Annotated in this window: 22 protein-coding genes; 13 read left to right on the top strand and 9 right to left on the bottom strand. The window is 59.4% G+C overall.

The window, feature by feature from the left end; genetic code table 11:
- Positions 1-210: 210 nt before the first annotated feature.
- Positions 211-4,059, bottom strand: coding sequence for a sensor domain-containing protein (locus AC1DKH_RS23370; RefSeq protein WP_477799429.1), 3,849 nt, complete (start codon positions 4,057-4,059; stop codon positions 211-213).
- A gap of 288 nt (positions 4,060-4,347) precedes the next feature.
- Between AC1DKH_RS23370 and ettA the strand changes: the two genes are divergently transcribed.
- Both ettA and AC1DKH_RS23360 read left to right on the top strand, forming a co-directional pair.
- The gene (gene ettA, locus AC1DKH_RS23365) at positions 4,348-6,012 is read left to right on the top strand and encodes an energy-dependent translational throttle protein EttA (protein ID WP_477755052.1); all 1,665 of its coding nucleotides are present in this window, start codon (positions 4,348-4,350) and stop codon (positions 6,010-6,012) included.
- A 155-nt stretch (positions 6,013-6,167) separates the two neighbouring features.
- Positions 6,168-7,295, top strand: coding sequence for a glutamate dehydrogenase (locus AC1DKH_RS23360; RefSeq protein ID WP_477799433.1), 1,128 nt, complete (start codon positions 6,168-6,170; stop codon positions 7,293-7,295).
- On the opposite strand, the gene AC1DKH_RS23355 is transcribed toward AC1DKH_RS23360, so the two are convergent.
- The 3 genes from AC1DKH_RS23355 to AC1DKH_RS23345 all read right to left on the bottom strand — a co-directional run bounded on the left by AC1DKH_RS23355 (position 7,292) and on the right by AC1DKH_RS23345 (position 10,659).
- The gene (locus AC1DKH_RS23355; protein WP_477756669.1) at positions 7,292-7,786 is read right to left on the bottom strand and encodes a GreA/GreB family elongation factor; all 495 of its coding nucleotides are present in this window, start codon (positions 7,784-7,786) and stop codon (positions 7,292-7,294) included. The genes AC1DKH_RS23360 and AC1DKH_RS23355 overlap by 4 nt on opposite strands.
- Before the next feature lie 302 nt (positions 7,787-8,088).
- Complete coding sequence (locus AC1DKH_RS23350; RefSeq protein ID WP_477799428.1) at positions 8,089-9,942, bottom strand: Lnb N-terminal periplasmic domain-containing protein; 1,854 nt, start codon at positions 9,940-9,942, stop codon at positions 8,089-8,091.
- A 228-nt stretch (positions 9,943-10,170) separates the two neighbouring features.
- Entirely contained in the window at positions 10,171-10,659 is a 489-nt protein-coding gene (locus AC1DKH_RS23345) for a DUF3015 domain-containing protein (protein ID WP_007970900.1), read from the bottom strand.
- A gap of 254 nt (positions 10,660-10,913) precedes the next feature.
- Between AC1DKH_RS23345 and AC1DKH_RS23340 the strand changes: the two genes are divergently transcribed.
- Entirely contained in the window at positions 10,914-13,352 is a 2,439-nt protein-coding gene (locus AC1DKH_RS23340) for a Lon protease family protein (RefSeq protein WP_477755806.1), read from the top strand.
- 320 nt (positions 13,353-13,672) lie between these two features.
- On the top strand, positions 13,673-14,014 hold the full coding sequence (locus AC1DKH_RS23335) for a PA4575 family protein (RefSeq protein WP_477755805.1): 342 nt from the start codon (positions 13,673-13,675) through the stop codon (positions 14,012-14,014).
- Positions 14,015-14,020: 6 nt separating this feature from the next.
- Here the strand turns inward: AC1DKH_RS23335 and AC1DKH_RS23330 are convergent, their stop codons facing one another.
- Positions 14,021-15,850, bottom strand: a complete 1,830-nt coding sequence (locus tag AC1DKH_RS23330) for a hypothetical protein (protein WP_477799427.1) — start codon at positions 15,848-15,850, stop codon at positions 14,021-14,023.
- Positions 15,851-16,020: 170 nt separating this feature from the next.
- Between AC1DKH_RS23330 and AC1DKH_RS23325 the strand changes: the two genes are divergently transcribed.
- From AC1DKH_RS23325 to AC1DKH_RS23315, 3 genes are all read left to right on the top strand, one after another.
- Positions 16,021-16,509 carry a TIGR00645 family protein gene (locus AC1DKH_RS23325; protein ID WP_128605940.1) on the top strand — a complete coding sequence of 163 codons (489 nt, stop codon included), beginning with the start codon at positions 16,021-16,023 and terminating at the stop codon, positions 16,507-16,509.
- A 148-nt stretch (positions 16,510-16,657) separates the two neighbouring features.
- On the top strand, positions 16,658-16,948 hold the full coding sequence (locus AC1DKH_RS23320; RefSeq protein WP_477755803.1) for a DUF6482 family protein: 291 nt from the start codon (positions 16,658-16,660) through the stop codon (positions 16,946-16,948).
- 121 nt (positions 16,949-17,069) lie between these two features.
- Positions 17,070-17,687, top strand: a complete 618-nt coding sequence (locus tag AC1DKH_RS23315) for an FKBP-type peptidyl-prolyl cis-trans isomerase (RefSeq protein ID WP_477764649.1) — start codon at positions 17,070-17,072, stop codon at positions 17,685-17,687.
- Positions 17,688-17,819: 132 nt separating this feature from the next.
- On the opposite strand, the gene AC1DKH_RS23310 is transcribed toward AC1DKH_RS23315, so the two are convergent.
- The 3 genes from AC1DKH_RS23310 to AC1DKH_RS23300 form a co-directional block, all read right to left on the bottom strand.
- A complete protein-coding gene (locus AC1DKH_RS23310; RefSeq protein ID WP_223528321.1) occupies positions 17,820-18,077 on the bottom strand; it encodes a PA4570 family protein in 258 nt (85 codons plus the stop codon).
- A 211-nt stretch (positions 18,078-18,288) separates the two neighbouring features.
- Entirely contained in the window at positions 18,289-18,630 is a 342-nt protein-coding gene (locus tag AC1DKH_RS23305) for a zinc ribbon domain-containing protein YjdM (protein ID WP_095946014.1), read from the bottom strand.
- A gap of 185 nt (positions 18,631-18,815) precedes the next feature.
- Entirely contained in the window at positions 18,816-19,784 is a 969-nt protein-coding gene (locus tag AC1DKH_RS23300) for a polyprenyl synthetase family protein (RefSeq protein ID WP_477799426.1), read from the bottom strand.
- Between the two features lie 239 nt (positions 19,785-20,023).
- Between AC1DKH_RS23300 and rplU the strand changes: the two genes are divergently transcribed.
- The 5 genes from rplU (at position 20,024) to AC1DKH_RS23275 (ending at position 23,783) form a co-directional block, all read left to right on the top strand.
- Positions 20,024-20,338, top strand: coding sequence for a 50S ribosomal protein L21 (rplU, locus tag AC1DKH_RS23295; RefSeq protein ID WP_003176051.1), 315 nt, complete (start codon positions 20,024-20,026; stop codon positions 20,336-20,338).
- 35 nt (positions 20,339-20,373) lie between these two features.
- On the top strand, positions 20,374-20,631 hold the full coding sequence (gene rpmA, locus AC1DKH_RS23290) for a 50S ribosomal protein L27 (RefSeq protein WP_003281574.1): 258 nt from the start codon (positions 20,374-20,376) through the stop codon (positions 20,629-20,631).
- A 195-nt stretch (positions 20,632-20,826) separates the two neighbouring features.
- Positions 20,827-22,050, top strand: a complete 1,224-nt coding sequence (gene cgtA / locus AC1DKH_RS23285) for an Obg family GTPase CgtA (RefSeq protein WP_008052064.1) — start codon at positions 20,827-20,829, stop codon at positions 22,048-22,050.
- Positions 22,051-22,187: 137 nt separating this feature from the next.
- Positions 22,188-23,306, top strand: a complete 1,119-nt coding sequence (gene proB, locus AC1DKH_RS23280; RefSeq protein WP_150727089.1) for a glutamate 5-kinase — start codon at positions 22,188-22,190, stop codon at positions 23,304-23,306.
- Positions 23,307-23,318: 12 nt separating this feature from the next.
- The gene (locus tag AC1DKH_RS23275; RefSeq protein ID WP_008022496.1) at positions 23,319-23,783 is read left to right on the top strand and encodes a CreA family protein; all 465 of its coding nucleotides are present in this window, start codon (positions 23,319-23,321) and stop codon (positions 23,781-23,783) included.
- A 187-nt stretch (positions 23,784-23,970) separates the two neighbouring features.
- On the opposite strand, the gene rpsT is transcribed toward AC1DKH_RS23275, so the two are convergent.
- Complete coding sequence (gene rpsT, locus AC1DKH_RS23270) at positions 23,971-24,249, bottom strand: 30S ribosomal protein S20 (RefSeq protein WP_007970922.1); 279 nt, start codon at positions 24,247-24,249, stop codon at positions 23,971-23,973.
- Between the two features lie 252 nt (positions 24,250-24,501).
- Between rpsT and murJ the strand changes: the two genes are divergently transcribed.
- Positions 24,502-26,040 carry a murein biosynthesis integral membrane protein MurJ gene (gene murJ, locus AC1DKH_RS23265; protein ID WP_477799425.1) on the top strand — a complete coding sequence of 513 codons (1,539 nt, stop codon included), beginning with the start codon at positions 24,502-24,504 and terminating at the stop codon, positions 26,038-26,040.
- The last annotated feature ends 30 nt before the right edge of the window (positions 26,041-26,070 follow it).

Below are 26,070 nucleotides of genomic sequence, written 5' to 3'. Positions count from 1 at the left end.
CCCAATGGGTTTTAGATGGCATATGAAACGGCATCATGTCGCAGACAAGTGGTGTTCATGCGTGGATAGATGGTGTTTGTGCCGGCCTCAAAAGATCGCAGCCTTCGGCAGCTCCTACCCTAAGCGGGGTAGCCGCCAGATTCTGTGACCGACATCAATCCCTGTAGGAGCTGCCGCAGGCTGCGATCTTTTCGGCAACACCACAAAACTTCAGTCGAACATGAAGAGGGCGTCGTTACTGAACTGCGCCTCAAACCGGCCCGCCGGCATCGGGCGACCGAACAGGTAACCCTGCACCTCGTCGCAACCGTGCTCCCTCAGGAAATCAAGCTGCTCGTGGGTTTCCACGCCTTCGGCGATCACCGCCAGGTTCAGGCTGTGGGCCATGGCGATGATCGCCCGGGCGATCTGCGCATCCTGCTCACCCGACGGCAGGCCGTCGACGAAGGTGCGGTCGATCTTCAGTACGTCGATCGGGAACTGCTTGAGGTAGTTGAGCGATGAGTAACCGGTGCCAAAGTCATCCACCGCGATGCTCAGCCCAAGGTTTTTCAGCCCGGCGAGGATCTGCATCGCCTCGCTGACTTCGCGCATCAGGATACTTTCGGTCAGCTCCAGTTCCAGGCACGCCGGCGGCAGGCCGGTTTCCTTGAGGATGGTGGCGATTCGCGTGCCAAGCTGGCCATCGGAGAACTGCCGCGCCGAGATGTTCACCGACACCTTCGGCACCCGTACCCTGGCCTGATGCCAGGCCTTCAGTTGGCGGCAGGCTTCGCTGATCACCCAGTCGCCGACATCCACCACCAGCCCGAGCTCTTCGAGCACCGGAATGAAATCCCCCGGCGGCACCAGACCGCGGCGTGGATGGCGCCAGCGCAACAATGCCTCGGCACCGGTCAGGCGCTTGCTGTCGCCGCTGAACTGCGGCTGGTAATACAGCACGAATTCGTTCTGTTCCAGGGCATGGCGCAAGTCGCTTTCCAGCTCCAGTCGCTCCAGGGCGCTGGCATTCATGTCCGCCTGATAGAACTGGAAGTTGTTCTTGCCACGTTCCTTGGCGTGGTACATCGCCGTGTCGGCGTTCTTCATCAGCTGGCTGAGTTCGTTGCCGTCCTGCGGGCTCAGGGCGATACCGATACTGGCCGTGACGAAGAACTCGCGGCCTTCGAGCACGAACGGTTTCACCAGGCTGGCGAGAATCTGCTCGGCCACATGAATCGCCCGGTTCAGGGCGATTTCACGGTTGGCTCGTGGTTGCAGGAGCAAGGTGAATTCGTCACCGCCCATGCGCGCCACGGTGTCGTCATCGTCGACGCAACCGAGCAGGCGCGTGGCCATTTCCTTGAGCATGCGGTCGCCGGCGGCGTGGCCCAGGGAGTCGTTGATCGGCTTGAAACGGTCGAGATCGAGGAACATCAGCACCACCCACGACTTCTGCCGTTCGGCCGATTGCAACGCCGTGTGCAGGCGATCCTGGAACAGCGATCGGTTGGGCAGGTGGGTCAGGGCGTCGTAGTAGGCAAGGCGGTGAATCCGCTGTTCGCTGGCCTTGCGCTCGCTGATGTCGCTGAAGAAACACACATAGCTGGCCAGGTCGCCTTCGTCATCGAGTACGGCGGTGATCCCGACCCAGGCCGGGTAGTGCTCGCCATTGCGACGCTTGAGCCAGACTTCGCCTTCCCAGGTGCTGTGCTGGGCCAATTGCTTGAGGACGTAACGCAGATGGGATTCCTGTTGCTCGTCGACGGTCAGCATGTTCGGCAGCTGGTCGAGGACCTGCTCCACGGCATAGCCGCTGACACGGCTGAAGGCCTCGTTGGCCTGGACGATGTAGCCGGCCGGGTCGGTGATCAGGATCGCCGAGGTCGAGTGTTCGAATACCGTGGCGGCCATGCGCAAGTCTTTTTCCGCCCGGCGTTGCTGGCTGATGTCGCGGCCGACGCCGAGCACGCCTTCGAACGTACCGTGTTCGTCCCAGACCAATACCAGGCGCAGTTCGATCGGGATCTTGCGCCCGTCGGCCCGCAGGCAATCGAACAGGAACAGTTGGGTTTGCACCTGGCTGCGCAGCAGCGCCAGTTGGTCCGGCTGATCCAGCGCTTTGCTGACCCGGTCCATCAGGTGGTAGATGCCGGTCAGTTGTTGCGGGTTGGCGATGGTCGATTGCCAGCCGTTCTGGAAAATCCACTCGGCGTCGTAACCCAGCACCGCTTGCACGGAAGGGCTGACGTAATTGAGGTTCAGGCGGCTGTCGGTGGAGAAGATCACGTCGCTGATGCTTTCGGCGAGCATCCGGTAGCGCTGTTCGCTGTCGCGCAGGGATTCACTGGCTTCAAGCTGATCGGTGATGTCCTTGGCCACGCCGATGATCCGCGTGACCTGATCGTCCTTGTCCCGCGCCAGTGCCTGCTCGCGAATCTCGAAGCGTCGCCACTGGCCGTCCCGATGACGGAAGCGCAACTGGCACTGCATCAATTGGCGATAACCGGCCTGGCGCTGGACCTGGCGGGAGCGATGGTAATAGTCGGCGTCTTCGGGGTGCAGGAGGATTTCCCAGAAGTATTCGCCCATCTGGTGCAGTTCGGTGCGGTTGTAACCCAGTGTCTGGCCCAGATGATGGTTGCTGTAGATCATGCGCTGGCTGAAAACATGCTGCACATACAGGTGATCCGGTACGGTGCGCACCACGTCCGACCAAAACCCTTCGCGCTCCTGCAGTGACAATTCGATGAGCTTGCGGCTGGTGATGTCGGTGATGCTCAGGATCACTGCGTTATAGTCGTCCTGGGTTTGCGGCAGGCGCAGCACCAGCCATAGATGCTGGTCGCGACCGCTGGCATCCTGCAGTTTGATTTCCAGCTCAAGCAGTTGCTGCCGGTTGAGCATCGCGTCGAGCACCTGGTTGCCGATGGCGGTGCCGTCCTGCGGATGGCCGTCGATCAGCAGTTTCCAGGCTTTGTCAGCGCTATCGACATTAAGCAGTTGCAGTGCGACCTGGTTGACCTCGGAGATCCGCAATTCCTTGAGCAATTGCCGGCGTTGTTCCGGGATCGCCAGCCACGCTTGCAGTTGCTCGCTGCCCTGCAGTTGTGCCTTGTCGAAAAAGACCTTGAGCCCGGACATGTCGAGGACGCACAAGGCTACGCCGGTGCCTTCGAAAATGTCCTGATAACGCCGGCGGCCTTCGCTCAATTGGCGCTGACGCCGGCGCATGTTCAGCAAGGCGATGAACGGCAGCATGGAAAACGCCAGGCCCAGCAGACATTTGCCGATGAACGCCGGCAGCAGCTCTTCCAGCACGCGCTGGCGGTCGAACAAGCCGCGCAGTTGCCAATCGCTGCTGCTCAGCGCAACGGTCAGCACGCTGTTGGCGACATCGTCCTCGGTCAGCGTGCCCGGATTGACCGAGGGCAGCGCATCGTCGCGGCTGATGATCTGATGATTGATGCGGTTCTCCACCAGCCACAATGGGCGGCGGCCGGCCTCGCTTTGCTTGATCAAGGACGAAAAGAAGGCGGGGGGCAGACGCAAGACCCAATAGCCTCGGGAACTGCCGCTGGCCTGATGCAACAATAGATGCACCACGGAGCCGTCGGTGGCGTTGCTGAAGTAGTGCGTCTGGGCGTGGCTGCGGCGTATCAGTTCACCCAGGTAGCCGCTGTCATCGCTGTCGGGAGCGCTGTCACTGATGACTCTTCCCGAGGGGCTGAGCAACGCCAGGCTGCGCAGATCAGGCAGCGACTGTTGCAGCTTGCGCAGCAGCGCCTGCAGCTCATCGGCGTCCTGCGGTTGCTCGACGATCGGCAACAGGTTGAGGGCGATCTGCGCGTTGAGCGCCATGTTCAGGCTGACCTGCGCGGCTAGATCGGCGGTGTAATCGATGGTGTATTGACGCTGGTTTTTCTGGGTTTCGCGCAACTGATCGAGCAATTGCCAGAACAACAGGGCCAGCAGCAATAGTGCAAGTGTCGCCAAGGTGCCCTTCAAGGTCCCGCGCAGGGGGGAGCCGGGCGCTGTGGCCGGCTCACTGGAAGTCAGGGGCGGAGGGGCTTTGGACAAGCTGTAATCCTGCGGTTTGGCTGGACTGGCGCGACGTGCACTATAAGCCGGACGCCCGAAGGGCGGCTAGCATGCCTTGAGTTGTGGCGAAGTGCCAGTCCCTGCCCGTCGGCTGGACTGCCATCTGTCATTAAGGTAGCTTTGCCGGTTACGCGGGAGCGTTCCAGCTCCTAGACTCAGACTTTTTCAGCGCGCACGTATTGATAGCCTCAAGCGAGCGACGCGCACGGTCTGGCCGGGCATCGCCTGCGCTCCAATCATTCATCAGTCACTGACCCTAGGTTCTCCATGGCTCAATACGTATTCACCATGCATCGGCTGGGCAAAGTTGTTCCGCCGAAGCGGGAAATCCTGAAAAATATTTCTCTGTCCTTCTTCCCCGGCGCCAAGATCGGCGTGCTCGGCCTCAACGGTTCGGGTAAGTCCACGTTGCTGAAAATCATGGCCGGCGTCGACACCGAGTTCGAGGGCGAAGCCCGCCCAATGCCGGAGCTGAACATCGGTTATCTGCCACAAGAGCCGATCCTGGACCCGACCAAAACCGTGCGTGAAGTGGTCGAGGAAGCGGTCAGCGTGATCAAGAATGCCCAGGCTCGCCTGGATGAGGTCTACGCGGCTTACGCTGAAGAAGACGCCGACTTCGACAAACTGGCGGCCGAACAGGCCAAGCTCGAAGCCATCCTGCAAGCCAGCGACGGTCACAACCTGGAGCGCCAGCTGGAAGTCGCCGCCGACGCGTTGCGTCTGCCGGCCTGGGATGCCAAGGTCGAAGTTCTGTCCGGTGGTGAAAAGCGTCGTGTAGCCCTGTGCCGCCTGCTGCTGTCCGCCCCGGACATGCTGCTGCTCGACGAACCGACCAACCACCTGGACGCCGATTCCGTCGCCTGGCTTGAGCACTTCCTGCACGACTTCCCGGGCACCGTGGTAGCGATCACGCACGACCGTTACTTCCTGGACAACGTTGCCGGCTGGATTCTGGAACTGGACCGCGGCGCGGGCATTCCTTACGAGGGCAACTATTCGGGTTGGCTGGAAGCCAAGTCCGATCGTCTGGCTGCAGAATCCAAGCAGCAGTCGGCCCACGAAAAAGCCATGAAGGAAGAACTGGAGTGGGTGCGCAAAGGCGCCAAGGCCCGCCAGTCGAAATCCAAGGCACGTCTGCAACGCTTCGAAGAAATGCAATCCCAGGAATTCCAGAAGCGCAGCGAAACCAACGAGATCTACATCCCGGCCGGTCCGCGCCTGGGCGACAAGGTCATCGAATTCAAGAACGTCACCAAGGGCTACGGCGATCGCGTGCTGATCGACAACCTGTCGTTCTCCATGCCTAAAGGCGCCATCGTCGGCGTGATCGGCGGTAACGGTGCCGGTAAGTCGACCCTGTTCCGCATGCTGATGGGCAAGGAAACGCCGGATTCGGGCAGCATCGACGTCGGTGAAACCGTGCAGCTTGCTTGTGTGGATCAGAGCCGCGAGGATCTGGACGGCAGCAAGACCGTGTTCCAGCAGATCTCCGACGGTTCCGACCAGATCCGCATCGGCAACTACGAGATCCCGTCGCGTACCTACGTCGGTCGCTTCAACTTCAAGGGCGGCGATCAGCAGAAGTTCGTCAAGGACCTGTCCGGTGGTGAGCGCGGTCGCTTGCACCTGGCCCTGACCCTGAAAGAGGGCGGCAACGTCCTGCTGCTCGACGAACCGTCCAACGACCTCGACGTCGAAACCCTGCGTTCCCTGGAAGAAGCCCTGCTGGACTTCCCGGGCGCCGCCATTGTGATCTCTCACGATCGGTGGTTCCTTGACCGCGTCGCGACTCACATCCTGGCGTACGAAGACGACTCGCAAGCGGTGTTCTTCGAAGGCAACTACAGCGAATACGAAGCCGATCGTAAAAAGCGTCTCGGCGAAGCAGCTGCTCAGCCGCATCGTGTACGCCACAAGAAACTGGCCTGATTTCGGGTTGGTTGCATAAGAGAGCGGAGCCTTCGGGCTCTGTTTTTTTTTTGCGTTTTTTCAGTGGTATCGCGGTGAGTTCATCGCCGGCAAGCCAGCTCCTACAGGAATGTGGATTGCCCGAGATCCGGAAAAACTCACGGACACTGTAGGAGCTGGCTTGCCAGCGATGGCGGTGTAACTGTTGGTGCAGAACTCCGGATCAACCCGAATTCCACCAGGCTGTAGAAGAAGTCCTGCGCACTCGGTGGCCGTTTCTTGAAGCCAATCCGCATTACCTGACCTCGGACATTCTGGAACGCATCTGCGAGCCGGAGTGGGCGCTGGTGTTTCGCGTGTCGTGGGTCGACGATCGGGGCAAAGTCCAGGTCAATCGCGGGTTCCGCATCCAGATGAACAGCGCGATCGGCCCGTACAAGGGCGGTCTGCGTTTCCACCCGTCGGTGAACATGGGCGTGCTGAAATTCCTCGCCTTCGAACAGACCTTCAAAAACTCCCTGACTTCATTGCCCATGGGCGGTGGCAAGGGTGGTTCGGACTTCGACCCCAAAGGCAAAAGCGACGCGGAAGTCATGCGCTTCTGCCAGGCCTTCATGAGCGAGTTGTACCGCCACATTGGTGCGGACGTTGACGTGCCAGCCGGGGACATCGGCGTCGGTGCGCGGGAAATCGGTTTCCTGTTCGGCCAGCACAAGCGCTTGAACAACCAGTTCACCAGTGTGCTGACCGGCAAAGGCCCAAGCTACGGCGGCAGCCTGATTCGCCCGCAAGCTTCCGGTTTCGGTTGCGTGTACTTCGCCGAAGAAATGCTCAAGCGCCGTGGCCTGGCTGGCCGTTTTGGCCTGGAGTTCCGCACCGGTCAGCTGCCATGGAGTCTGAGCTGCGATATCGCGCTGCCGTGCGCAACGCAAAATGAACTGGATGTCGAAGCCGCTCGCACCTTACTGCGCAACGGCTGCATCTGTGTGGCCGAAGGCGCGAACATGCCGACCACCCTCGAGGCGATGGACCTGTTCATCGAGGCCGACATTCTGTTCGCAGCGGGCAAGGCGTCCAACGCCGGCGGCGTGGCGGTGAGCGGGCTGGAAATGTCGCAGAACGCCATGCGCCTGGCGTGGACCGGTGGCGAAGTGGACAGCGAACTGCACGCGATCATGCAGTCGATTCACCACGCTTGCGTGCATTACGGCGAAGAGGACGGTCGGGTCAATTACGTCAAGGGGGCGAACATCGCCGGCTTCGTGAAGGTCGCCGATGCGATGCTGGCCCTAGGCGTCGTCTAAGTCGGTTCGATGCGAATCACTTCAATCATTTGATCCCCGGCGGGGCGCTGCCACAGTACTTCGTCGTTGAGTTGTGCGCCGAGCAGCGCCCGGCCCAGCGGTGAACCCCAATTGATCAGGCCGTGGGCGGCATCGGCCTGATCTTCGCCCACCAGTTGTACCCGGCGCTCGGTGGCGTGTTCATCGGCGTAGGTCACCCAACTGCCGATTTGCACTTTCTGGGTCGAGGTCGCGGCGGGTACCACCTGAGCGCTGCCCAGGCGCTGTTTGAAATAACGCAGATCACGTTCGAGATCGGCCAGGCGCTGTTTGTCCGCCTGCTCACCTTTTGCCGATTGCTCGGCATGCAGGGTTTGCAGTTCGGCGACTTTGCCCTGTAACAGCTTCAGGCCTTGCGGCGTGACGTAATTGGGCTGCGCGCTGACCTGCCGTTCGACAGGCTGATCGGCTTGCGCGCTGGCGTTATCTTCATTGACGAAGGCACGGCTCATGGAATTCTCCCGGTATAGGGTTTGGGTCATGGTCGCAGGCATCTGGTTTCACTGGATGTCTGAAAGCGACTTACGGCGAGCGATAGGCCCGGGCGGCATCCTGATTTTTCTGTTGCTGTCAGGCCTTGCCCCATTCTTCCTGATGACTGTTGCGCTCATCCGCCGCGGTCCACGACCACGCAACGCCGCATCTCGGAACCCCGGCCCCCTGGGGTCTATAAGGAAAGTCTAGAAGCTGGCTCGCGAGGATGGTGTGCGCGGGCGGTGAAAAATCCATTCCCCTGTGGGAGTAGCGTGTCAGGTCAGTAGTGATACCACTTCAGCTCAAGCATCACTTCGTTCTCGGCCGTCGCCAAATGGCTGAACTCACGCTGGGCGCTCAAGCGCAGACCGAGATTGCGGGATATTTCCCACTGCTGATTCAGGCTCAGGCTACGACGCACTTCGCCATTGGTGAAAAAATCACCCTTGGCTTCCAGGCTCAAGTTGCCCAGCGGGTTTTTCCACAGCAGGCCACTGTTGAAACCAACGGCCGGCGCGATGAATGCGGCGAAGTCGTTGTTGTGTTCGATACGCACGGTGCCCAGGGCAAAACCGAGCAGATCGTCGCCCAATTGCCAGGTTCCACCGCCACCGCCGTTGACGTGGCTGACCAGGGTTTGGTCATCATGCTTGCCTGGCACCCGCTCCAGACCACCGGTGACTTGCCATGACAGCGGTTGCAGCAACTCGTTACGCGGGGTCAGGGAACGAATGGTCGCCAGGTCCAGTCGTTGCACTTGCCAGTCATTGCCTTCGTACTGGCGCAGTTTCAATTGCAGGATTTCGATCTGCGCGCCAAGGGGAAAGCTTTCGCTGTTGTCATTGAGGTCGTGATAAGCCATGCGCAAGCCGTACTCGCCAAAGGCTTTATCGCCACGGGTACCGAGGCCGAGTTGCCAGGTACGGGACTCGTGACCGTCTTCAGGCAGGCCGGGTTGCGGGATATCCAGCTCCGGCGCCGGGTTCTGGTTGATTGCCCGCAGCAGTTCGAAGCTGCGCTGGGCGCGCGCCGGGTCGCGCTCCCGGCCATTGGCGCGGTAGCGTTCCAGACGATAGGCCGCATCGATGATCAGCGCCTGGCGGTCGCGGGGTTGTGCCTTGAACGCCGGGTCCTGCAATTGGTTCTGATCGGCGCTGACGTTCAGTACCCATTGCTGCTCTTCAGGGTTCAACGGTTCGGCGCGACTGAGCAACTCGCGTTCCCGGGACGGACGATACTGGATGGATTCCACCAGCCCGGCATTTTTCACGGCTTTGACGGTGTCGGTCGGGATGGCGGTGAGTGGGAACTGCTCGGTCAGGCGCAGGCTCGGGCGGGCCACTTGCAGCAGTTCCAGCAAGCGGTACGAGCAGTTCTCGTCAAAGAAGAAATAGTCGAACTTGATCTGCTTCAGCTCCCAGACGTGCTCGACCATGCGCGCGGTTTCCTGCTGGGTCAGGTTCAGTCGGTATTCCCACAGGTCGCGGTTTTCCAGGCTGCGGTATTCCGAGAGTTTTTCCTGGTAGGGCACCAGCGCGAACAGGCCGGGATAGCCGCCCATCAGGCCTTTCCAGGCATAGAGGATGCTGTTGTCCGAGCCCTCGATGTAGGCGCCGAAGTTGATCGCGTAACTGAGCAGCGAAGTCTTGTCGCTCTTCACTTCGGCCTGATCGATGCGCAGCAGGGTGTGGCCAAACATCGAGGACGGGCTGTTCAGATACGCCGCCGGGAAGATCATCACCGCGCTGTCGGGCGAGACGTCCTTGAACCATTGCTTGAATTCGGCGCAGGCCGGCGTCGGCAGGCCGGTCAGGCCGAGCTGCTCTTCGAGCCAGCGGGTGCGGGCCGGGTAGACGCATTGTGCGTGCTGTTCACCGGTACTGGCCGGGGCGTACAAGGCTTGTACGGTAGCAGCCAATTCATTGTCCGGGTGTTCATTGCCATCGGCGGCGAGGAAGAATTTCGGGTCGCTGACATAGCTGCGCCAGCCACCGAGCTTGGCGGTTTCGTAATGGCCCAGGGATATCCAGAAAGGGTCGTTGGCCAGTTGCTGCAAACGTTGTGGGTCGATGTGAGGCGCGGCGGACAGCGGGGCGCAGACACACAGCGCCAGCCAGGCAAGGCGTTTGAGCATAGATGGCAACTTAAGTCGAAAAAAAACTAAGCCCTGTGGGTGCCATTTACCTGTAGGAGCTGGCTTGCCAGCGATGGCTTCAAAGGCGCTGTGTTTATCCAGTAAACACGCGTGATCGTTAACGACCATCGCTGGCAAGCCAGCTCCTACAGTCAAGCGGCATTACTCAAAAGAGGCAGGTCCAAAAAACAAAACCCGCTTCCCGAAAGAAGCGGGGGCGAGTGGAGCTTATGCCTGGGTCGCGTACTTGGCCAGACGAGGGTCGGCTTTGAGCACGGCCAGGGTATTGGTATGCACGTCTTCGGCAGTCACGTCAGCCTTGCTGAAGATCTGCTGGAAGTGCTCGTGAGTGACGGCGGCGAAGTGCGCACGGTCTTCCGGCGCCACGCCCAGTACCACGGCATAGGTGGTCAGCGCTTCGCCCTGACCTTTGGCCATGTCTTCGGACAGCTCGTTCATCATGCCATTCATGGCAAACCAGGATTTACCGCCATAGGTCAGCGACGCGTTGGTTGCGCAACCGTTGGTACCGGAGGTCATGCCGAAGGTTGCGTTGCCGGAGGTGCCGTTGGTGGTGGATGCCAGGAAGTGGGCCGGAGTACCACGCTGACCTTCGAACAGCATGTTGCCCCAGCCGCAATCCGGGCCGCCCGGCGCCTGAGCCATGGCGTTGATGGATACGGCGGTGAAGAGAGTACCGAGAAGAATCCGTTTCATAGCTTTGTTCTCTTTATGTGCCTACCAATGGACAAGTGGGCCGGTCATTAGTCCAGCCGCGCAGTCTGGAGTTTAGGCACGATCACGGGGCTCCGTGATTTTTTGCAAAAGATTCATGGGCAACCGTGGCGCAAGCCCGGCCCGCCTGGGGTTGGCGGATTGACGATGCTCAGGCCTGCGGCGCTCCTTGCCAGTCGGGTATGGGCGGCGCCAGAATGCTGCCATCTGCCCCGCCTGATTGTTAAGGAAGCCCGATGCCTGATCCTGTTGCTGCCAGCTTGCGTCTAGCGCCCGAAGCGCTGACCCGTCCGTTTTCCGCTGAACAGTTCAGCTTCTCTACCACCAATGATCTGGAGCCCTTTCGCGGTGTGCTTGGCCAGGAACGTGCGGTCGAAGCCTTGCAGTTCGGTGTGGCCATGCCACGCCCCGGTTACAACGTATTCGTCATGGGCGAGCCCGGCACTGGCCGGTTCTCGTTCGTCAAACGCTATCTCAAGGCCGAAGGCAAGCGCCTGCAGACCCCGGCGGACTGGGTCTATGTCAACAATTTCGATGAGCCGCGCGAACCACGTGCCCTGGAATTGCCGTCGGGCACTGCCGGTAACTTCATTGGAGATATCAACGGTCTGATCGACAACCTGCTGGCGACGTTTCCGGCAGTCTTCGAGCATCCGTCCTACCAACAGAAGAAAAGCGCCATCGACCGCGCCTTCAACCAGCGCTACGACAAGGCCCTGGACGTCATCGAGCGTCTGGCCCTGGAAAAGGACGTCGCGCTCTACCGCGACGCCAGCAATATCGCCTTCACCCCAATGGGCGATGGCAAGGCGTTGGACGAAGCTGAATTCGCACAACTGCCGGAAGCCGAGCGCGAGCGCTTTCACGAGGATATTTCGGTACTGGAGGAGCGCCTGAACGAAGAGCTCGCCAGCCTGCCGCAATGGAAGCGCGAGTCGAGCAACCAACTGCGTCATCTGAACGAGGAAACCATCACCCTGGCCTTGCAGCCGTTGCTGTCGCCGTTATCGGAGAAATACGCCGAGAACGCCGCGGTGTGCGGTTATCTGCAAGCCATGCAGGTGTATTTGCTCAAGACGGTGGTCGAGCAACTGGTGGACGATAGCAAGACCGATGCCGTCGCCCGCAAGTTGCTGGAAGAGCAATACGCGCCGAGCCTGGTGGTTGGTCATTCGGCCAGCGGCGGTGCGCCGGTGGTGTTCGAGCCGCACCCGACCTATGAAAACCTCTTCGGTCGCATTGAGTACAGCACCGATCAGGGCGCGCTGTACACCACCTACCGCCAACTGCGGCCGGGTGCTTTGCACCGGGCCAATGGCGGTTTCCTGATCCTTGAAGCGGACAAGATGCTCAGCGAGCCATTCGTGTGGGATGCGCTCAAACGCGCCCTGCAATCGCGCAAGCTGAAAATGGAGTCGCCGCTGGGTGAGCTGGGCCGTCTGGCCACCGTGACCCTGACACCGCAACACATTCCGTTGCAGGTCAAAGTCGTCATCATTGGTGCCCGTCAGCTGTATTACACGCTGCAAGACCTCGATCCGGACTTCCAGGAAATGTTCCGCGTCCTGGTGGATTTCGATGAAGACATCCCGATGGTCGACGAGAGCCTGGAGCAGTTCGCCCAGTTGCTCAAAACCCGTACTTCCGAAGAAGGCATGGCACCGCTGACCGCCGATGCGGTGGCCCGCCTGGCAACCTACAGTGCGCGTCTGGCCGAGCACCAGGGGCGCTTGTCGGCGCGTATCGGTGACTTGTTCCAACTGGTCAGCGAGGCGGACTTCATCCGCCATCTGGCCGGTGATGAAATGACCGACGCCGGGCACATTGAACGGGCACTCAAAGCCAAGGCCACGCGGACCGGGCGGGTTTCGGCGCGGATTCTCGACGACATGCTGGCCGGGATCATCCTGATCGACACCGCGGGCGCGGCAGTCGGCAAGTGCAACGGTCTGACCGTGCTGGAAGTCGGCGATTCGGCCTTTGGTATACCGGCGCGGATTTCCGCCACGGTGTACCCGGGCGGCAGCGGCATTGTCGACATCGAGCGCGAGGTCAACCTCGGCCAGCCGATCCACTCCAAAGGCGTGATGATCCTTACCGGTTATCTGGGCAGTCGTTACGCCCAGGAGTTTCCGCTGGCGATTTCCGCGAGTATCGCCCTGGAGCAATCCTACGGTTATGTCGATGGCGACAGTGCTTCCCTGGGCGAGGCCTGCACCCTGATCTCGGCCTTGTCGAAAACCCCGCTCAAGCAGTGCTTTGCCATCACCGGTTCGATCAACCAGTTCGGCGAAGTGCAGGCGGTCGGCGGAGTCAACGAGAAGATCGAGGGCTTCTTCCGTCTGTGCGAGGCCCGCGGGTTGACCGGCGAGCAGGGGGCAATCATTCCTCACGCCAACGTCGCCACGCTGATGCTCGACGAGAAGGTGCTGGCGGCGGTACGTGCGGGGCAATTCCATGTCTACGCGGTCCGTCAGGCCGACGAAGCCTTGAGTTTGCTGGTTGGCGAGCCAGCCGGCGAGCCGGACGAGAATGGCGAATTCCCTGAAGGCAGCGTGAACGCACGGGTCGTGGAGCGCCTACGGGTTATCGCGGAAATGATCAGCGAAGATGATCTGAAGGAAGCCGAGAAGGAGTTGGCGCAAGAGGCGTTGGCGGAAACAAAGCCAGCTTGATACCTGTTTGAGTCTGGCTCACCTCGGTACTGTGGGAGCGAGCCTGCTCGCGATGAGGGACTGACATTCAACCCATATGTTGACTGAAGGTCCGCCATCGCGAGCAGGCTCGCTCCCACGGTTTTTTGTGGTGAATGTCGAAAAGCGTCATCGAAATGACGTCAACATTCACGCGGTGACCATTCGGCGCCTTTCGGTATCGCACTGCCTGCAAGCCAGACTTTTCTTCTATTCTCAGCTCAGGGATGTCGACAGTAATCACAGGATCGAAACAGCCTTCACATGGGGGCTGAATACCGGATCTACCGAGGGTCGCCGCCATGTCGCGCAACCTCTGCCTTACCCGTCAATGCCTGGGCCTTGAGACCCGTATCGAGTGTGCCATCCGTCCGTTGGCGGGAGATACGGGCATGTGGACTCTGCTGTTCGCCGCCGGAATGGCCGGTGAACAACCTTCGGCTATCAAGGCCCAAGGCCCGTTTCACGGTCCGTTCGTCGCTGAATCAATCCTCGACACCATCGTTGAAAGCCTGACCTTGCACGGCTACGAGTTGGCCAACGATCCGCAAATCTGGTGCCTGCACCTGCAAGCCCAACTGCGGGAAATCAACGGTGGTCGCTGCCGAAACATGGGCGGCTTCGAGTTTCACCCCGAGTACTGATTCGCACTATTGATCAAGGCGCGTCATGTCGGCCTTGTCGAGTTTGACCTCGAAACCATACTGCACGGTGGCGAGGTCAGTGCGCTGATAGGTTTCCAGGCGCGTAGGCTGTCCGTAGAAGTAATGCACGGCAAACTGCGCCGGCCCTTGTGCGCTCGCGCCATGGCTGACCGATAGAATCTCCTTCAAGTAATTGCCGGTGTCGTCCTTGGCGAAAAAGCGCCAGTCCTGGGCGGGAAACTGCTTCAAATCAACCACCAGAGCATTGGCTTTGAGCTCGAGGCCTTTGGGCAGTTGGCGGGCGTCGACGGTTTTTTGCTCGACGGTGGCCAGGAACAGCGGCATCGAGCCCACCGCATAGGCCGGCGTTTGCGGAAACAGATTCAGATCGTAGGTAATGGTGCCGCGCAGGGGATCGATCTGGTACGCCTCGGGCGGCAACTCGATCGGCTCGTCGCGTTTGCCACTCGCGTCTTCGGTAAAGAAACTCACCGGACTTTCACCGGGGTTGAACGATGTGCCGAGCAGTTCATCGTTGAAGCTGCGCAGATGAGTGAGTTCGATTCGCGCAGCACTGGGGTCATCGACCGACTGACTGATGCTGACGTTCTTTTTCAGTTGATCCTCGCTCAGCGTTGCCCCTTTGAGCCAACCGGGCGCCTGGTCGTCATAGACCACCACGGGCAGGTTCAAGGGCTGGATGGTCTTGTCCGTGGTCTCGGCATCGAAGTGCCGGACCGGCAGGTCGAGGCTCTTGCGGGTGACCGTGACGGCGGAAAAATCCAGCATGCTGACTTCGAGGGTTTCGATCGTCCCGTTGAAGTACACCTTCGAATAATGTCGAGCCTGCTGTTTCTCAAAGTTGCGCTGTTCTTCGTCGAGCTGTTTTTCCAGGGCCTCGCTCCAGCTTTTTTGCTGCTGCATCTTGGCCAGCTGCTGCTGATAGAACGCAATTTGTACCGCGGTTTCGTTGATTGAGCCGGCGCGCGAGATGAATTGCCCGGTGCTGTCCGTGGCCTGGACGATCAGTGGGTTCAGCGGTGTTTCTCTGACTTCGGGGGCTAGCGGCGCGCTGTTGTTGTATTCGATTTCCGCGTAGTTGTTCGTCAGTGTGAGCAGGGTGACGCTCAGGTTGTCATTGGTGCGGGTCTGGCCTATGTCCTTTTTCGTCAGGTCGAAGTTGTAGAGGCGGCGTGGCGCGATGACCTCGACTTTGCCCTGCAGGCTCACCGGTTGCGGTTGCTGCTTTCTGTCGATGTCGAGGCCTTCGATGAAGGGGTAGGCCACAGTCAGGTCATCGGGGGTGGTCAGGTTGGAACTCGATGGGCTGAGTTGAATGCCGGGGTCGGTTTCTGACCATTCCGGCTGGAATGGGATCACTCGTTTATTGCTTAGTGTGACCGACTGCCATTCCAGGCCATGGGGAAACAAAAACGCGGCAGGAACGCTGAAAGTGAAGGGAAACACCGGTTGCAGATCGGTCAGGTAGTCGGAACTGGAGTCTTTTTGCAGCACGAACAACCCGTTGATGTAGGCGTCGACCAGGGCCTGCGGGGTCGGGTAGTGCTTGAGCATGGCGAGGGCGTCTTCGCCGTATTCGGTTTCCACCGGTTTACTCTCGAGCTTGAGTTGCGCGCGCTCGAGCAGCAGCAGTGAGCCGCCCAGCTCCGACACGGCATCCTTGAGCTTCGGATCCTGGATGGCGTCCAGCGACTTTTCGAATTGCGCGGTTTTTTCTTCGAGGCTGACCTGGCGTTTTTCATCGCTGGGTGAGCAGCCGCTTAGAAGCAGCGCCATGCAAATTCCGGCACTCGTCAAAGGCAATCGCACATCCATTTCCAGTCTTCCTGTCCGATATCGCTGAGCGGTCAATGATTTGGACACTAGCAGAAAAATTTTGATACACAGGCGCAGGTGGCGGATTTTTCGACGGTTTCTGGCTGCTTCTGGGTATAGACGGGCGGCTGGTATACTCGCGGCCATTTTCAGCCCACATGTGAGATTCAATGGAACGCTTTATCGAAAATACAATGTACGCCTCGCGCTGGCTGCTGGCGCCGATCTATTTCGGCCTGTCCCTCGGGTTGCTGGCGCTGGCGCTGAAATTCTTCCAGGAAGTCTTCCACGTCATCCCGAACGTGTTTTCGATGGCCGAATCGGACTTGATCCTGGTGCTGCTGTCGCTGATCGACATGGCGCTGGTGGGCGGTTTGCTGGTGATGGTGATGATTTCCGGCTACGAGAACTTCGTCTCGCAGCTGGACATCGACGACTCCAAGGAAAAGCTCAACTGGCTGGGTACCATGGACTCTTCGTCGCTAAAAATGAAGGTGGCCGCGTCGATCGTGGCGATCTCGTCCATTCACCTGCTGCGCATCTTCATGGATGCCAAGAACGTCGATCCTGAGCATCTGCAGTGGTATGTGATCATCCACATGACTTTCGTGGTATCGGCATTCGCAATGGGTTACCTGGATAAACTCACCAAGCACTGATCCACACCGGCTCCCTTTGTGGCGAGCAAGCTCCCTCGCCACAACCTCCTGCGATAACAGACAAACGGTCTGGCCAGTGGCTTGTGCTTTGATGCGCCGAGGCCTATCCCTGTAAGTATGTTGGCTCGCCACTGCGTGAGGTGCGTTCATGACCCTGAATGAGTTGAATGCGTATGCCATCGCCGGAAAGGTCGATGAGCTGAACCTGATCTCCATGGAGGGGGGCATTTACCTGCTGGAGGCACGGATGCATGGCGCGGCGTACCCCCTGAGCGATACGCACGGCCAGATGATGAGCCTGCGTTCGGTGGAGCATGCCCGTGATGTGCTGCGCTCCTTTCCCAAGTTGCACTTCAACCTTGTGCACACGGTCGTGCATGACGAAATGTGCGGGCTGGTTGCCGACGTGGAAGAAAACCTGAAGGTGCCGATCGCCTGAGGTCCCTCATCAATGGCATGACATCTGTGCTAGTCTGCTGGCCCTTTTGGTTCCGGGCGCTCCGGGACGCGCTGTGCACGCATGGCAAGTTCCCGAGCCGTCCGCACAGCGGAGCAGTGTCATGTCCGAAGTAAATCTGTCCACCGACGAAACCCGCGTCAGCTACGGTATTGGCCGTCAGTTGGGCGACCAACTGCGCGACAACCCGCCACCGGGCGTCAGCCTGGACGCGATCCTGGCTGGCCTGACCGACGCATTCGCCGGCAAGCCAAGCCGTGTGGGTCAGGAAGAAATGTCCGCCAGCTTCAAAGTCATCCGCGAAATCATGCAGGCCGAAGCTGCAGCCAAGGCTGAAGCGGCTGCTGGCGAAGGCCTGGCTTTCCTGGCTGAAAACGCCAAGCGTGACGGCATCACCACTCTGGCTTCCGGTCTGCAGTTCGAAGTGCTGACCGCTGGCGAAGGCGTCAAGCCATCCCGTGAAGACTCTGTGCGTACTCACTACCACGGCACCCTGATTGATGGCACTGTGTTCGACAGCTCCTACGAGCGCGGCGAGCCTGCAGAATTTCCGGTTGGCGGCGTGATCGCCGGCTGGACCGAAGCCCTGCAACTGATGAACGCCGGCAGCAAATGGCGCCTGTACGTGCCGAGCGAACTGGCATACGGCGCTCAAGGCGTTGGCAGCATCCCGCCGCACAGCGTACTGGTGTTCGACGTCGAACTGCTCGACGTTCTGTAATACCCGCTGATTACCTGTAGGAGCGAGCCTGCTCGCGATGGGCGTCAACGATAACGTGGCCATTCTGAATGAACGCGGTGTCTTTGAGTTTTTCGCGAGCAGGCTCGCTCCTACAGTGTTTTGCAGTGTCTCTCATGGATGAAACTTGCCATTGAGATCCGTCGTCGGGCGCAACGCCCGGGCATAGCAGAACAGAAACAGATTACGCACCAGTTCCTTGAGCACCACCGGCTCGCTGGAGCTCAGACCATTGAGGTCAAGATCACCCTGGTCTTGCAGTTCGTTCAAGGCTTCTTCTTCAAGCACCGCACAGACTTCCCCGGTTTCCCGATGCAGGATTCTGAGGTAAGGGTGTGGGCGGTCCAGCCAGGCATCGATCAGATAAGTCATGGTTCTCATCTCCACTGAAGGTTTTATGAGAATAATTCTTATTCACTAAATAGCAAGAGCCTATTGGCGGTTTGCGCTTTTTTCCAGGTAAGGATTGCGTCAGGTCAAAAACGACTGGCGTCTGGCTATTGCGAGGATTGACTGGGCGAAGCGGGGGGGGGGAGGGTGAGGCGCCATCCCGCGGCCGGGCGCGGGATGGAAGACAGCAGGTTCAGACTTTCCTGACGAACTCGGACTTGAGTTTCATCGGGCCGATGCCGTCGATCTTGCAATCGATGTCGTGATCGCCATCGCACAGGCGGATGTTCTTGACCTTGGTGCCGACCTTGACCACCAAAGACGTACCCTTGACCTTGAGGTCCTTGATCACGGTGATGGTGTCGCCGTCCTGCAGGACGTTGCCGACCGAATCCTTTTTCACCGCGTCATCGGACACCGCTTCGGTTTCACCGCTGGCGGACCATTCGTGGGCGCACTCGGGGCAGATCAGCTGCGCGCCGTCTTCATAGGTGTATTCGGAATTGCATTTTGGGCAGGGTGGCAACGTGCTCACTAAGGCTCCTTGGATTCAGGATCGCTAAAAAGCGCACATTGTATAGGGTTTTAGGCGGGAAAGGGCGATGCAACAGCTGTAGGAGCGAGCTTGCTCGCGAAGAACTCAATGACACCGCATTCATTCAGGATGCACGCGTTATCGTTGACGACCTTCGCGAGCAAGCTCGCTCCTACAGATATCCCTTAGTGCGTACGCGCGACCGCGAACTCACTCAATTCAACCAGTGCATCGCGGTATTCGCTGGCAGGCAGCGTTTCGAGGCACCTGATCGCACGGGCCACATAATCGCGGGCCAGTTGCGCGGTGTACTCCAGCGAACCCGAGGCTTCCACGGCTTCACGGATGCTTTCCAGATCTTCGATTCCGCCTTTCTGGATCGCCTTGCGCACCAGGGCTGCCTGCTCCGGTGTGCCTTCACGCATGGTGTAGATCAGCGGCAGGGTCGGCTTGCCTTCGGCCAGATCGTCACCGACGTTCTTGCCCAGGGTTTCTGCGTCGCCTTTGTAGTCCAGCAGGTCGTCGACCAGTTGGAAGGCCACCCCCAGGTGATCCCCGAATGTACGCAGGGCTTCGGCCTGTTCCGGCGTGGCTTCGCACAGGGCGGCAGCACTGTGGGTCGAGGCTTCGAAGAGCATCGCGGTCTTGCCGCGGATGACTTCCATGTAGGTTTCTTCGGTGGTGCTGGCGTCACGAACCTTCGATAGCTGCAACACTTCGCCTTCAGCGATGATGCGCGTGGCCTGCGAAAGGATCTTCATCACCGGCATCGAGCCCAGTTCGACCATCATTTCGAACGAGCGCGAATACAGGAAGTCACCGACCAGCACGCTTGGCGCGTTGCCCCACATGGCGTTGGCGGTCGAGCGGCCACGGCGCATGCCGGACATGTCGACCACGTCGTCATGCAGCAGGGTAGCGGTGTGCAGGAATTCGATGGTGGCGGCCAGCAGGCGCAGCTCGTCACCTTCACGGCCCAGGGCCTTGCCGCACAGCAACACCAATAAAGGACGCAGGCGTTTACCGCCGGCCGAGGTAATGTAATCGCCGATTTTCGAGACCAGCGGCACGCGCGAAGTCAGCTGCTTCTTGATGATGCCGTCGACGGCGCTAAAATCGTCCGCCACCGCGCGGTAGAAAGCTTGGGGTTGCATCAGCGACAGTCGCTCCAGAAGGGTTGCGCGGCATGCTAGGACCCGCGTCCGGGCCTGTCAAGGCGCGATGGACGGCCCCTTGCAAGGCGCTCGTGGCTTGCGTACAATCGCGCACCCTGAACTTCCTGGGCAGCACCTGCCTTACGCAATTGCAAGCGGGCCTCCAGCCCCATGCAGCCATGCCAGCCAATACCTCTTCTTATAAAGAGCTGGGTGAGCAGGATTATCGGAGAAATACCATGTCTTATGCAGTAATCGTTACTGGCGGCAAGCAGTACAAAGTCGCCCCAGGTGAATACCTGAAGATCGAAAAACTGGAAATCGCTACCGGCGAATCCGTTACCTTTGATCGCGTTCTGTTGGTTGCCAACGGTGACGACGTGAATATCGGCGCTCCAGTTGTTGCTGGCGCTACCGTTGTGGCTGAAGTGATCTCCCAAGGTCGTCACGATAAAGTCCGCATCATCAAGTTCCGTCGTCGTAAGCACCACATGAAGCGTATGGGCCACCGCCAGTGGTACACCGAGATCAAAATCACCGGTATTCAGGCTTAATTTCAGCCTAATTCCTCACTAGGAGAATTGAACTCATGGCACACAAAAAAGCTGGTGGTAGTACCCGTAACGGTCGCGACTCAGAAGCCAAACGCCTTGGCGTGAAGATGTATGGCGGCCAGGCTATCAAAGCAGGCAACATCATCGTGCGTCAGCGCGGCACCCAATTCCACGCTGGCTACGGCGTTGGCATGGGTAAGGATCACACCCTCTTCGCTAAAGTCGAAGGCGTGATCAAGTTCGAAGTAAAAGGCGCCTTCGGTCGTCGTTACGTGAGCGTAGTCGCGGCTTAATTGCGCGATCGCTGGAAAAGCCCTGTCTCGCGACGGGGCTTTTTCGTTTGTGGGGTGAGTCTCTTGCAAAGCTGTTTGTATGGGCTGTTGGCGTACGATGTAGGTGTCGTGGTTTGGGGTCGCTGCGCTCATTTTTGCAAGAGTCTTATGTCTTGATTGTTTTTCGGCTCGTCCGTATGGCGAGAGGCGTTTGTTATGAAGTTTGTTGATGAAGTATCGATTCGCGTAAAGGCTGGTGACGGCGGCAATGGCGCCATGAGTTTCCGTCGGGAAAAATTTATCGAGAACGGTGGTCCGAACGGCGGTGATGGCGGTGACGGCGGTTCCATCTACATGATGGCCGACGAAAACCTCAACACCCTGGTGGACTACCGTTACACCCGGCACTTCGATGCCGAGCGTGGCTCCAACGGCGGCAGCACCGACTGCACCGGCAAGAAGGGTGAAGACCTGATCCTGCGCGTTCCGGTCGGCACCACGGTGATCGACTCCGCGACTCAGGAGGTCATCGGTGACCTGACCAAGGCTGGTCAGAAATTGATGGTAGTGCAGGGCGGCTGGCACGGTCTGGGCAACACCCGTTTCAAATCCAGTACCAACCGTGCGCCGCGCCAGACTACTCCGGGCAAGCCGGGTGAGCAGCGCGACCTGAAGCTGGAAATGAAGGTGCTGGCTGACGTAGGTCTGCTGGGCTTGCCGAACGCCGGTAAAAGTACTTTTATCCGTTCGGTTTCGGCTGCCAAGCCGAAAGTTGCCGACTACCCGTTCACCACGTTGGTGCCGAACCTGGGTGTGGTCAGCGTCGATCGCTGGAAGAGCTTCGTCATTGCCGATATTCCGGGTTTGATCGAAGGCGCTTCCGAAGGTGCTGGTCTGGGTATTCGCTTCCTCAAGCACTTGGCGCGTACGCGCCTGCTGCTGCACCTCGTGGACATGGCGCCGCTGGATGACGCCAGCGCACCGGATGCCGCTGAAGTGATCGTCAACGAGCTGATCAAGTTCAGCCCGTCCCTGGCGGAGCGTGATCGCTGGCTGGTCCTGAACAAGTGCGACCAGATCCTTGATGAGGAGCACGATGCTCGCGTCAAGGAAATCGTTGATCGCCTGGAATGGACTGGTCCGGTCTACGTGATCTCGGCCATCTCCAAGCTCGGTACCGAGCGTCTGTGCCACGACATCATGCGCTACATGGAAGATCGTGCTGATCGCCTGGCCAATGACCCGGCTTACAAGGAAGAGCTGGCCGATCTCGATCAGCGCATCGAAGACGAAGCTCGCGCGCAACTGCAGGCGCTGGATGACAAGCGTGCCCTGCGTCGCAGCGGCGTGAAGTCGGTCCATGACATCGGCGACGATGATTGGGACGAAGAAGATGTGGATGACGAAGACGGTCCGGAAATCATTTACGTGCGTGACTGATTCGTTGCGATAAACTTAAGCGCCGCTCATTCGAGCGGCGTTTTGGTATCTGGAAATCGATTGTTGGTCACGAATAACCACGAATAACGTCACGGGCAGTGCCAGGTCGCGCTGTCCTCAAGCTAGGGTTGAAGATGATGCGGAGCAAGGTGACAGGTGCGCAGCGTTGGGTCGTGAAGATCGGCAGCGCTTTGCTGACGGCGGACGGCAAAGGCCTGGATCGCGCGGCAATGGGTGTCTGGGTTGAGCAGATGGTGGCCTTGCATGAGGCGGGTGTCGAGCTGGTGCTGGTGTCCTCCGGGGCGGTGGCGGCCGGTATGAGCCGTCTGGGCTGGACCTCGCGACCCAGTGCGATGCACGAGCTCCAGGCCGCTGCTGCAATCGGTCAGATGGGGTTGGTGCAGGCCTGGGAATCGAGCTTTGCCGAGCATGGCCGGCATACCGCGCAGATTCTCCTGACCCATGACGACCTGTCCGACCGCAAGCGCTACCTGAATGCCCGCAGTACCTTGCGTGCACTGGTCGAGCTGAAAGTCATTCCGGTGATCAACGAGAACGACACTGTGGTCACCGACGAAATTCGTTTTGGCGACAACGACACCCTGGCAGCGCTGGTGGCGAACCTGGTCGAGGCGGATTTGCTGGTGATTCTGACGGATCGCGACGGCATGTTCGACGCTGATCCGCGCAACAATCCGGATGCCCAGCTGATTTACGAGGCGCGTGCCGATGATCCGGCGCTCGACGCGGTGGCGGGCGGCACCGGTGGTGCGCTGGGGCGTGGTGGCATGCAGACCAAATTGCGTGCTGCGCGTCTGGCGGCCCGTTCCGGTGCTCACACCATCATCGTTGGTGGGCGCATCGAGCGCGTGCTGGATCGCCTCAAGGCGGGCGAGCGCATCGGCACTTTGCTCTCGCCGGAGCGCGGCATGCTGGCGGCACGCAAGCAGTGGCTGGCCGGTCACCTGCAAACCCGTGGCACCCTGGTGCTGGATGCGGGTGCGGTGATTGCGTTGTCCCAGGGCAACAAGAGCTTGCTGCCGGTTGGGGTCAAATTGGTGCAGGGCAGCTTCCGTCGCGGTGAGATGGTGGTCTGCGTGGCGCCGGACGGTCGCGAGATCGCTCGTGGCCTGGCCAACTACAGTGCGCTGGAAGCACAAAAAATCATTGGTCAGTCGTCTGAGGCGATTGTCGGTCTGTTGGGTTACATGGCGGAGCCGGAACTGGTTCACCGCGATAACCTGATTCTGGTCTGAAGGAATACCTGAATGCGCGTGGCAAAAGGGTTGTTGGGGTTGCTGTTGGCGATGCCCCTGCTGGCTTCGGCCGAAGAGATCGGTCAGGTGTCGACGGTGTTCAAGTTTGTCGGGCCGAATGACCGGATCGTGGTCGAGGCCTTTGATGATCCCAAGGTCGATGGTGTGACCTGCTACCTGTCGCGGGCCAAGACTGGCGGCGTGAAGGGTGGTCTGGGGTTGGCCGAGGATCGTGCCGAGGCATCTATCGCCTGTCGTCAGGTTGGGCCAATCAGCTTCAAGGGCGAACTCAAGGATGGCGACGAGGTGTTCAAGGAGCGCACGTCCCTGGTGTTCAAGACCATGCAGGTGGTGCGCTTTCTCGACAAGAAGCGCAATACGCTGGTGTATCTGGTCTACAGCGATCGCTTGATCGAGGGCAGTCCGCAGAATGCGGTGACGGCGATTCCGATTTTGCCGTGGGCCCACGCCCAATAATCTGACGCAAATCGCCAATGTAGGAGCGAGCTTGCTCGCGAAGATCTCCGTGACGCCGCGTTTCTTCAGGAAGCGCGCTTTATCGTTGACAACCTTCGTCGGAGCGCCGCCCGGAGCAAGCTCGCTCCTACAAATCGCAGGCAATAAAAAACCGACCCTGAGGTCGGTTTTTTAATGAACGAGTCGCTTAGGCGGCAGCGGCAACGTTCAGGGCCTTGACGTGGCCATTCAGGCGGCTCTTATGACGAGCGGCCTTGTTCTTGTGGATGATGCCTTTATCGGCCATGCGGTCGATAACTGGCACAGCCAGAACGTAAGCGGCTTGAGCTTTGGCAGCGTCTTTTGCGTCGATGGCCTTAACTACATTCTTGATGTAGGTACGAACCATGGAACGCAGGCTGGCGTTGTGGCTGCGACGCTTCTCAGCCTGTTTTGCACGTTTTTTGGCGGAAGGTGAGTTGGCCACCGTCGAGCTCCTCGAAAGACTTTTTAGGAAATAGCAAACAAAATAGGCCGCGAATCATGCCGATGAGTTGAGTTCTTGTCAAGGGCGGTTGAGACGTTCCGCTAAGTGGTAGGTGAAGCAAGCTTGGAGATTTCTTTCCAGCGTGCGACCTGTAAACTCGCGAGCTTTGGCTCTGTGCTGTTGCGGCGCGGAGTATCGCATAAGTAGGCGCGTAGTTCGCCTGCTGTTTATCGACAGGCACAAACTCTTTCCATGAATCTGCTCAAATCGTTGGCCGCCGTCAGCTCTATCACGATGCTTTCCCGGGTTCTGGGATTTGTTCGGGACACCCTCATCGCGCGCGCATTTGGCGCGGGAATGGCGACCGACGCCTTCTTTATCGCCTTCAAACTGCCCAATCTGCTGCGGCGGATCTTTGCCGAAGGGGCGTTTTCCCAGGCGTTCGTGCCGATTCTTGCCGAATACAAAAGCCAGAAGGGCGAGGAAGCGACCCGAACCTTCATTGCCTACGTCTCGGGCCTGCTGACGCTGGTGCTGGCGCTGGTTACCGTGTTGGGCATGATTGCCGCGCCGTGGGTCATCTGGGTGACCGCGCCGGGTTTCACCAACACGCCGGAAAAATTCGAGCTGACCTCCAGTCTGCTGCGGGTGACCTTTCCCTACATCCTGCTGATTTCCCTGTCGTCGTTGGCTGGCGCGATCCTCAATACCTGGAATCGCTTTTCGGTGCCGGCCTTCGTGCCGACCCTGCTGAACGTCAGCATGATCATCTTTTCGGTGTTTTTGACGCCGTATTTCGATCCGCCCGTAATGGCGCTCGGCTGGGCGGTTCTGACGGGTGGCCTGGCGCAGTTGCTCTATCAACTGCCGCACCTGAAAAAGATCGGCATGCTGGTGCTGCCACGCCTGAACCTGCGCGACACCGGCGTCTGGCGCGTAATGAAGCAAATGCTGCCAGCAATCCTCGGTGTCTCGGTTAGCCAGATTTCGCTGATCATCAACACCATCTTCGCTTCGTTCCTGGTTGCCGGTTCCGTGTCGTGGATGTACTACGCCGACCGTTTGATGGAGCTACCGTCCGGCGTGTTGGGCGTCGCGCTGGGGACGATTCTGCTGCCGACCCTGGCCAAGACCTACGCCAACAGGGATCGTCACGAGTATTCGCGCATCCTCGACTGGGGTCTGCGCCTGTGCTTCGTATTGGTGCTGCCTTGCTCGCTGGCATTGGGGATTCTGGCGGAGCCGTTGACGGTTTCCTTGTTCCAGTACGGCCAGTTCAATGCGTTTGATGCATCGATGACCCAGCGTGCCCTGATCGCTTATTCGGTCGGTTTGCTCGGGATTATCGTGATCAAAGTGCTGGCCCCCGGCTTTTATGCGCAACAAAACATCCGCACACCGGTAAAAATTGCGATTTTCACCCTGGTGGTCACCCAGTTGTTCAACTTGATGCTGATCGGGCCGCTGGCTCACGCGGGCCTGGCCTTGGCGATCAGTGCTGGCGCCTGCCTCAATGCCGGTTTGCTGTTCTATCAACTGCGCAAACAGCAGATGTACCAGCCGCAGCCGGGCTGGGCGAAGTTCGCGTTCAAACTGCTGGTCGCGGTGGCGGTGATGTCCGCGGTATTGTTGGGTGTGATGCACTTTATGCCAGCCTGGGATCAGGGACATATGCTCGAGCGCTTCTTGCGTCTGGGGGCGTTGGTGGCGGCGGGTGTAGTGGCTTATTTCGGCATGTTAATGTTGATGGGTTTCCGTTTGCGCGACTTCAATCGCAAGACGCTGGAATAGAGGTTCTGGCTTCGATAAACACGGGCGAGC

It is taken from the genome of Pseudomonas sp. 05L36 (genome assembly GCF_056398125.1).
Note: the sequence above shows the minus strand (reverse complement) of the source record. Positions and strands in the feature narration are given on the sequence as shown.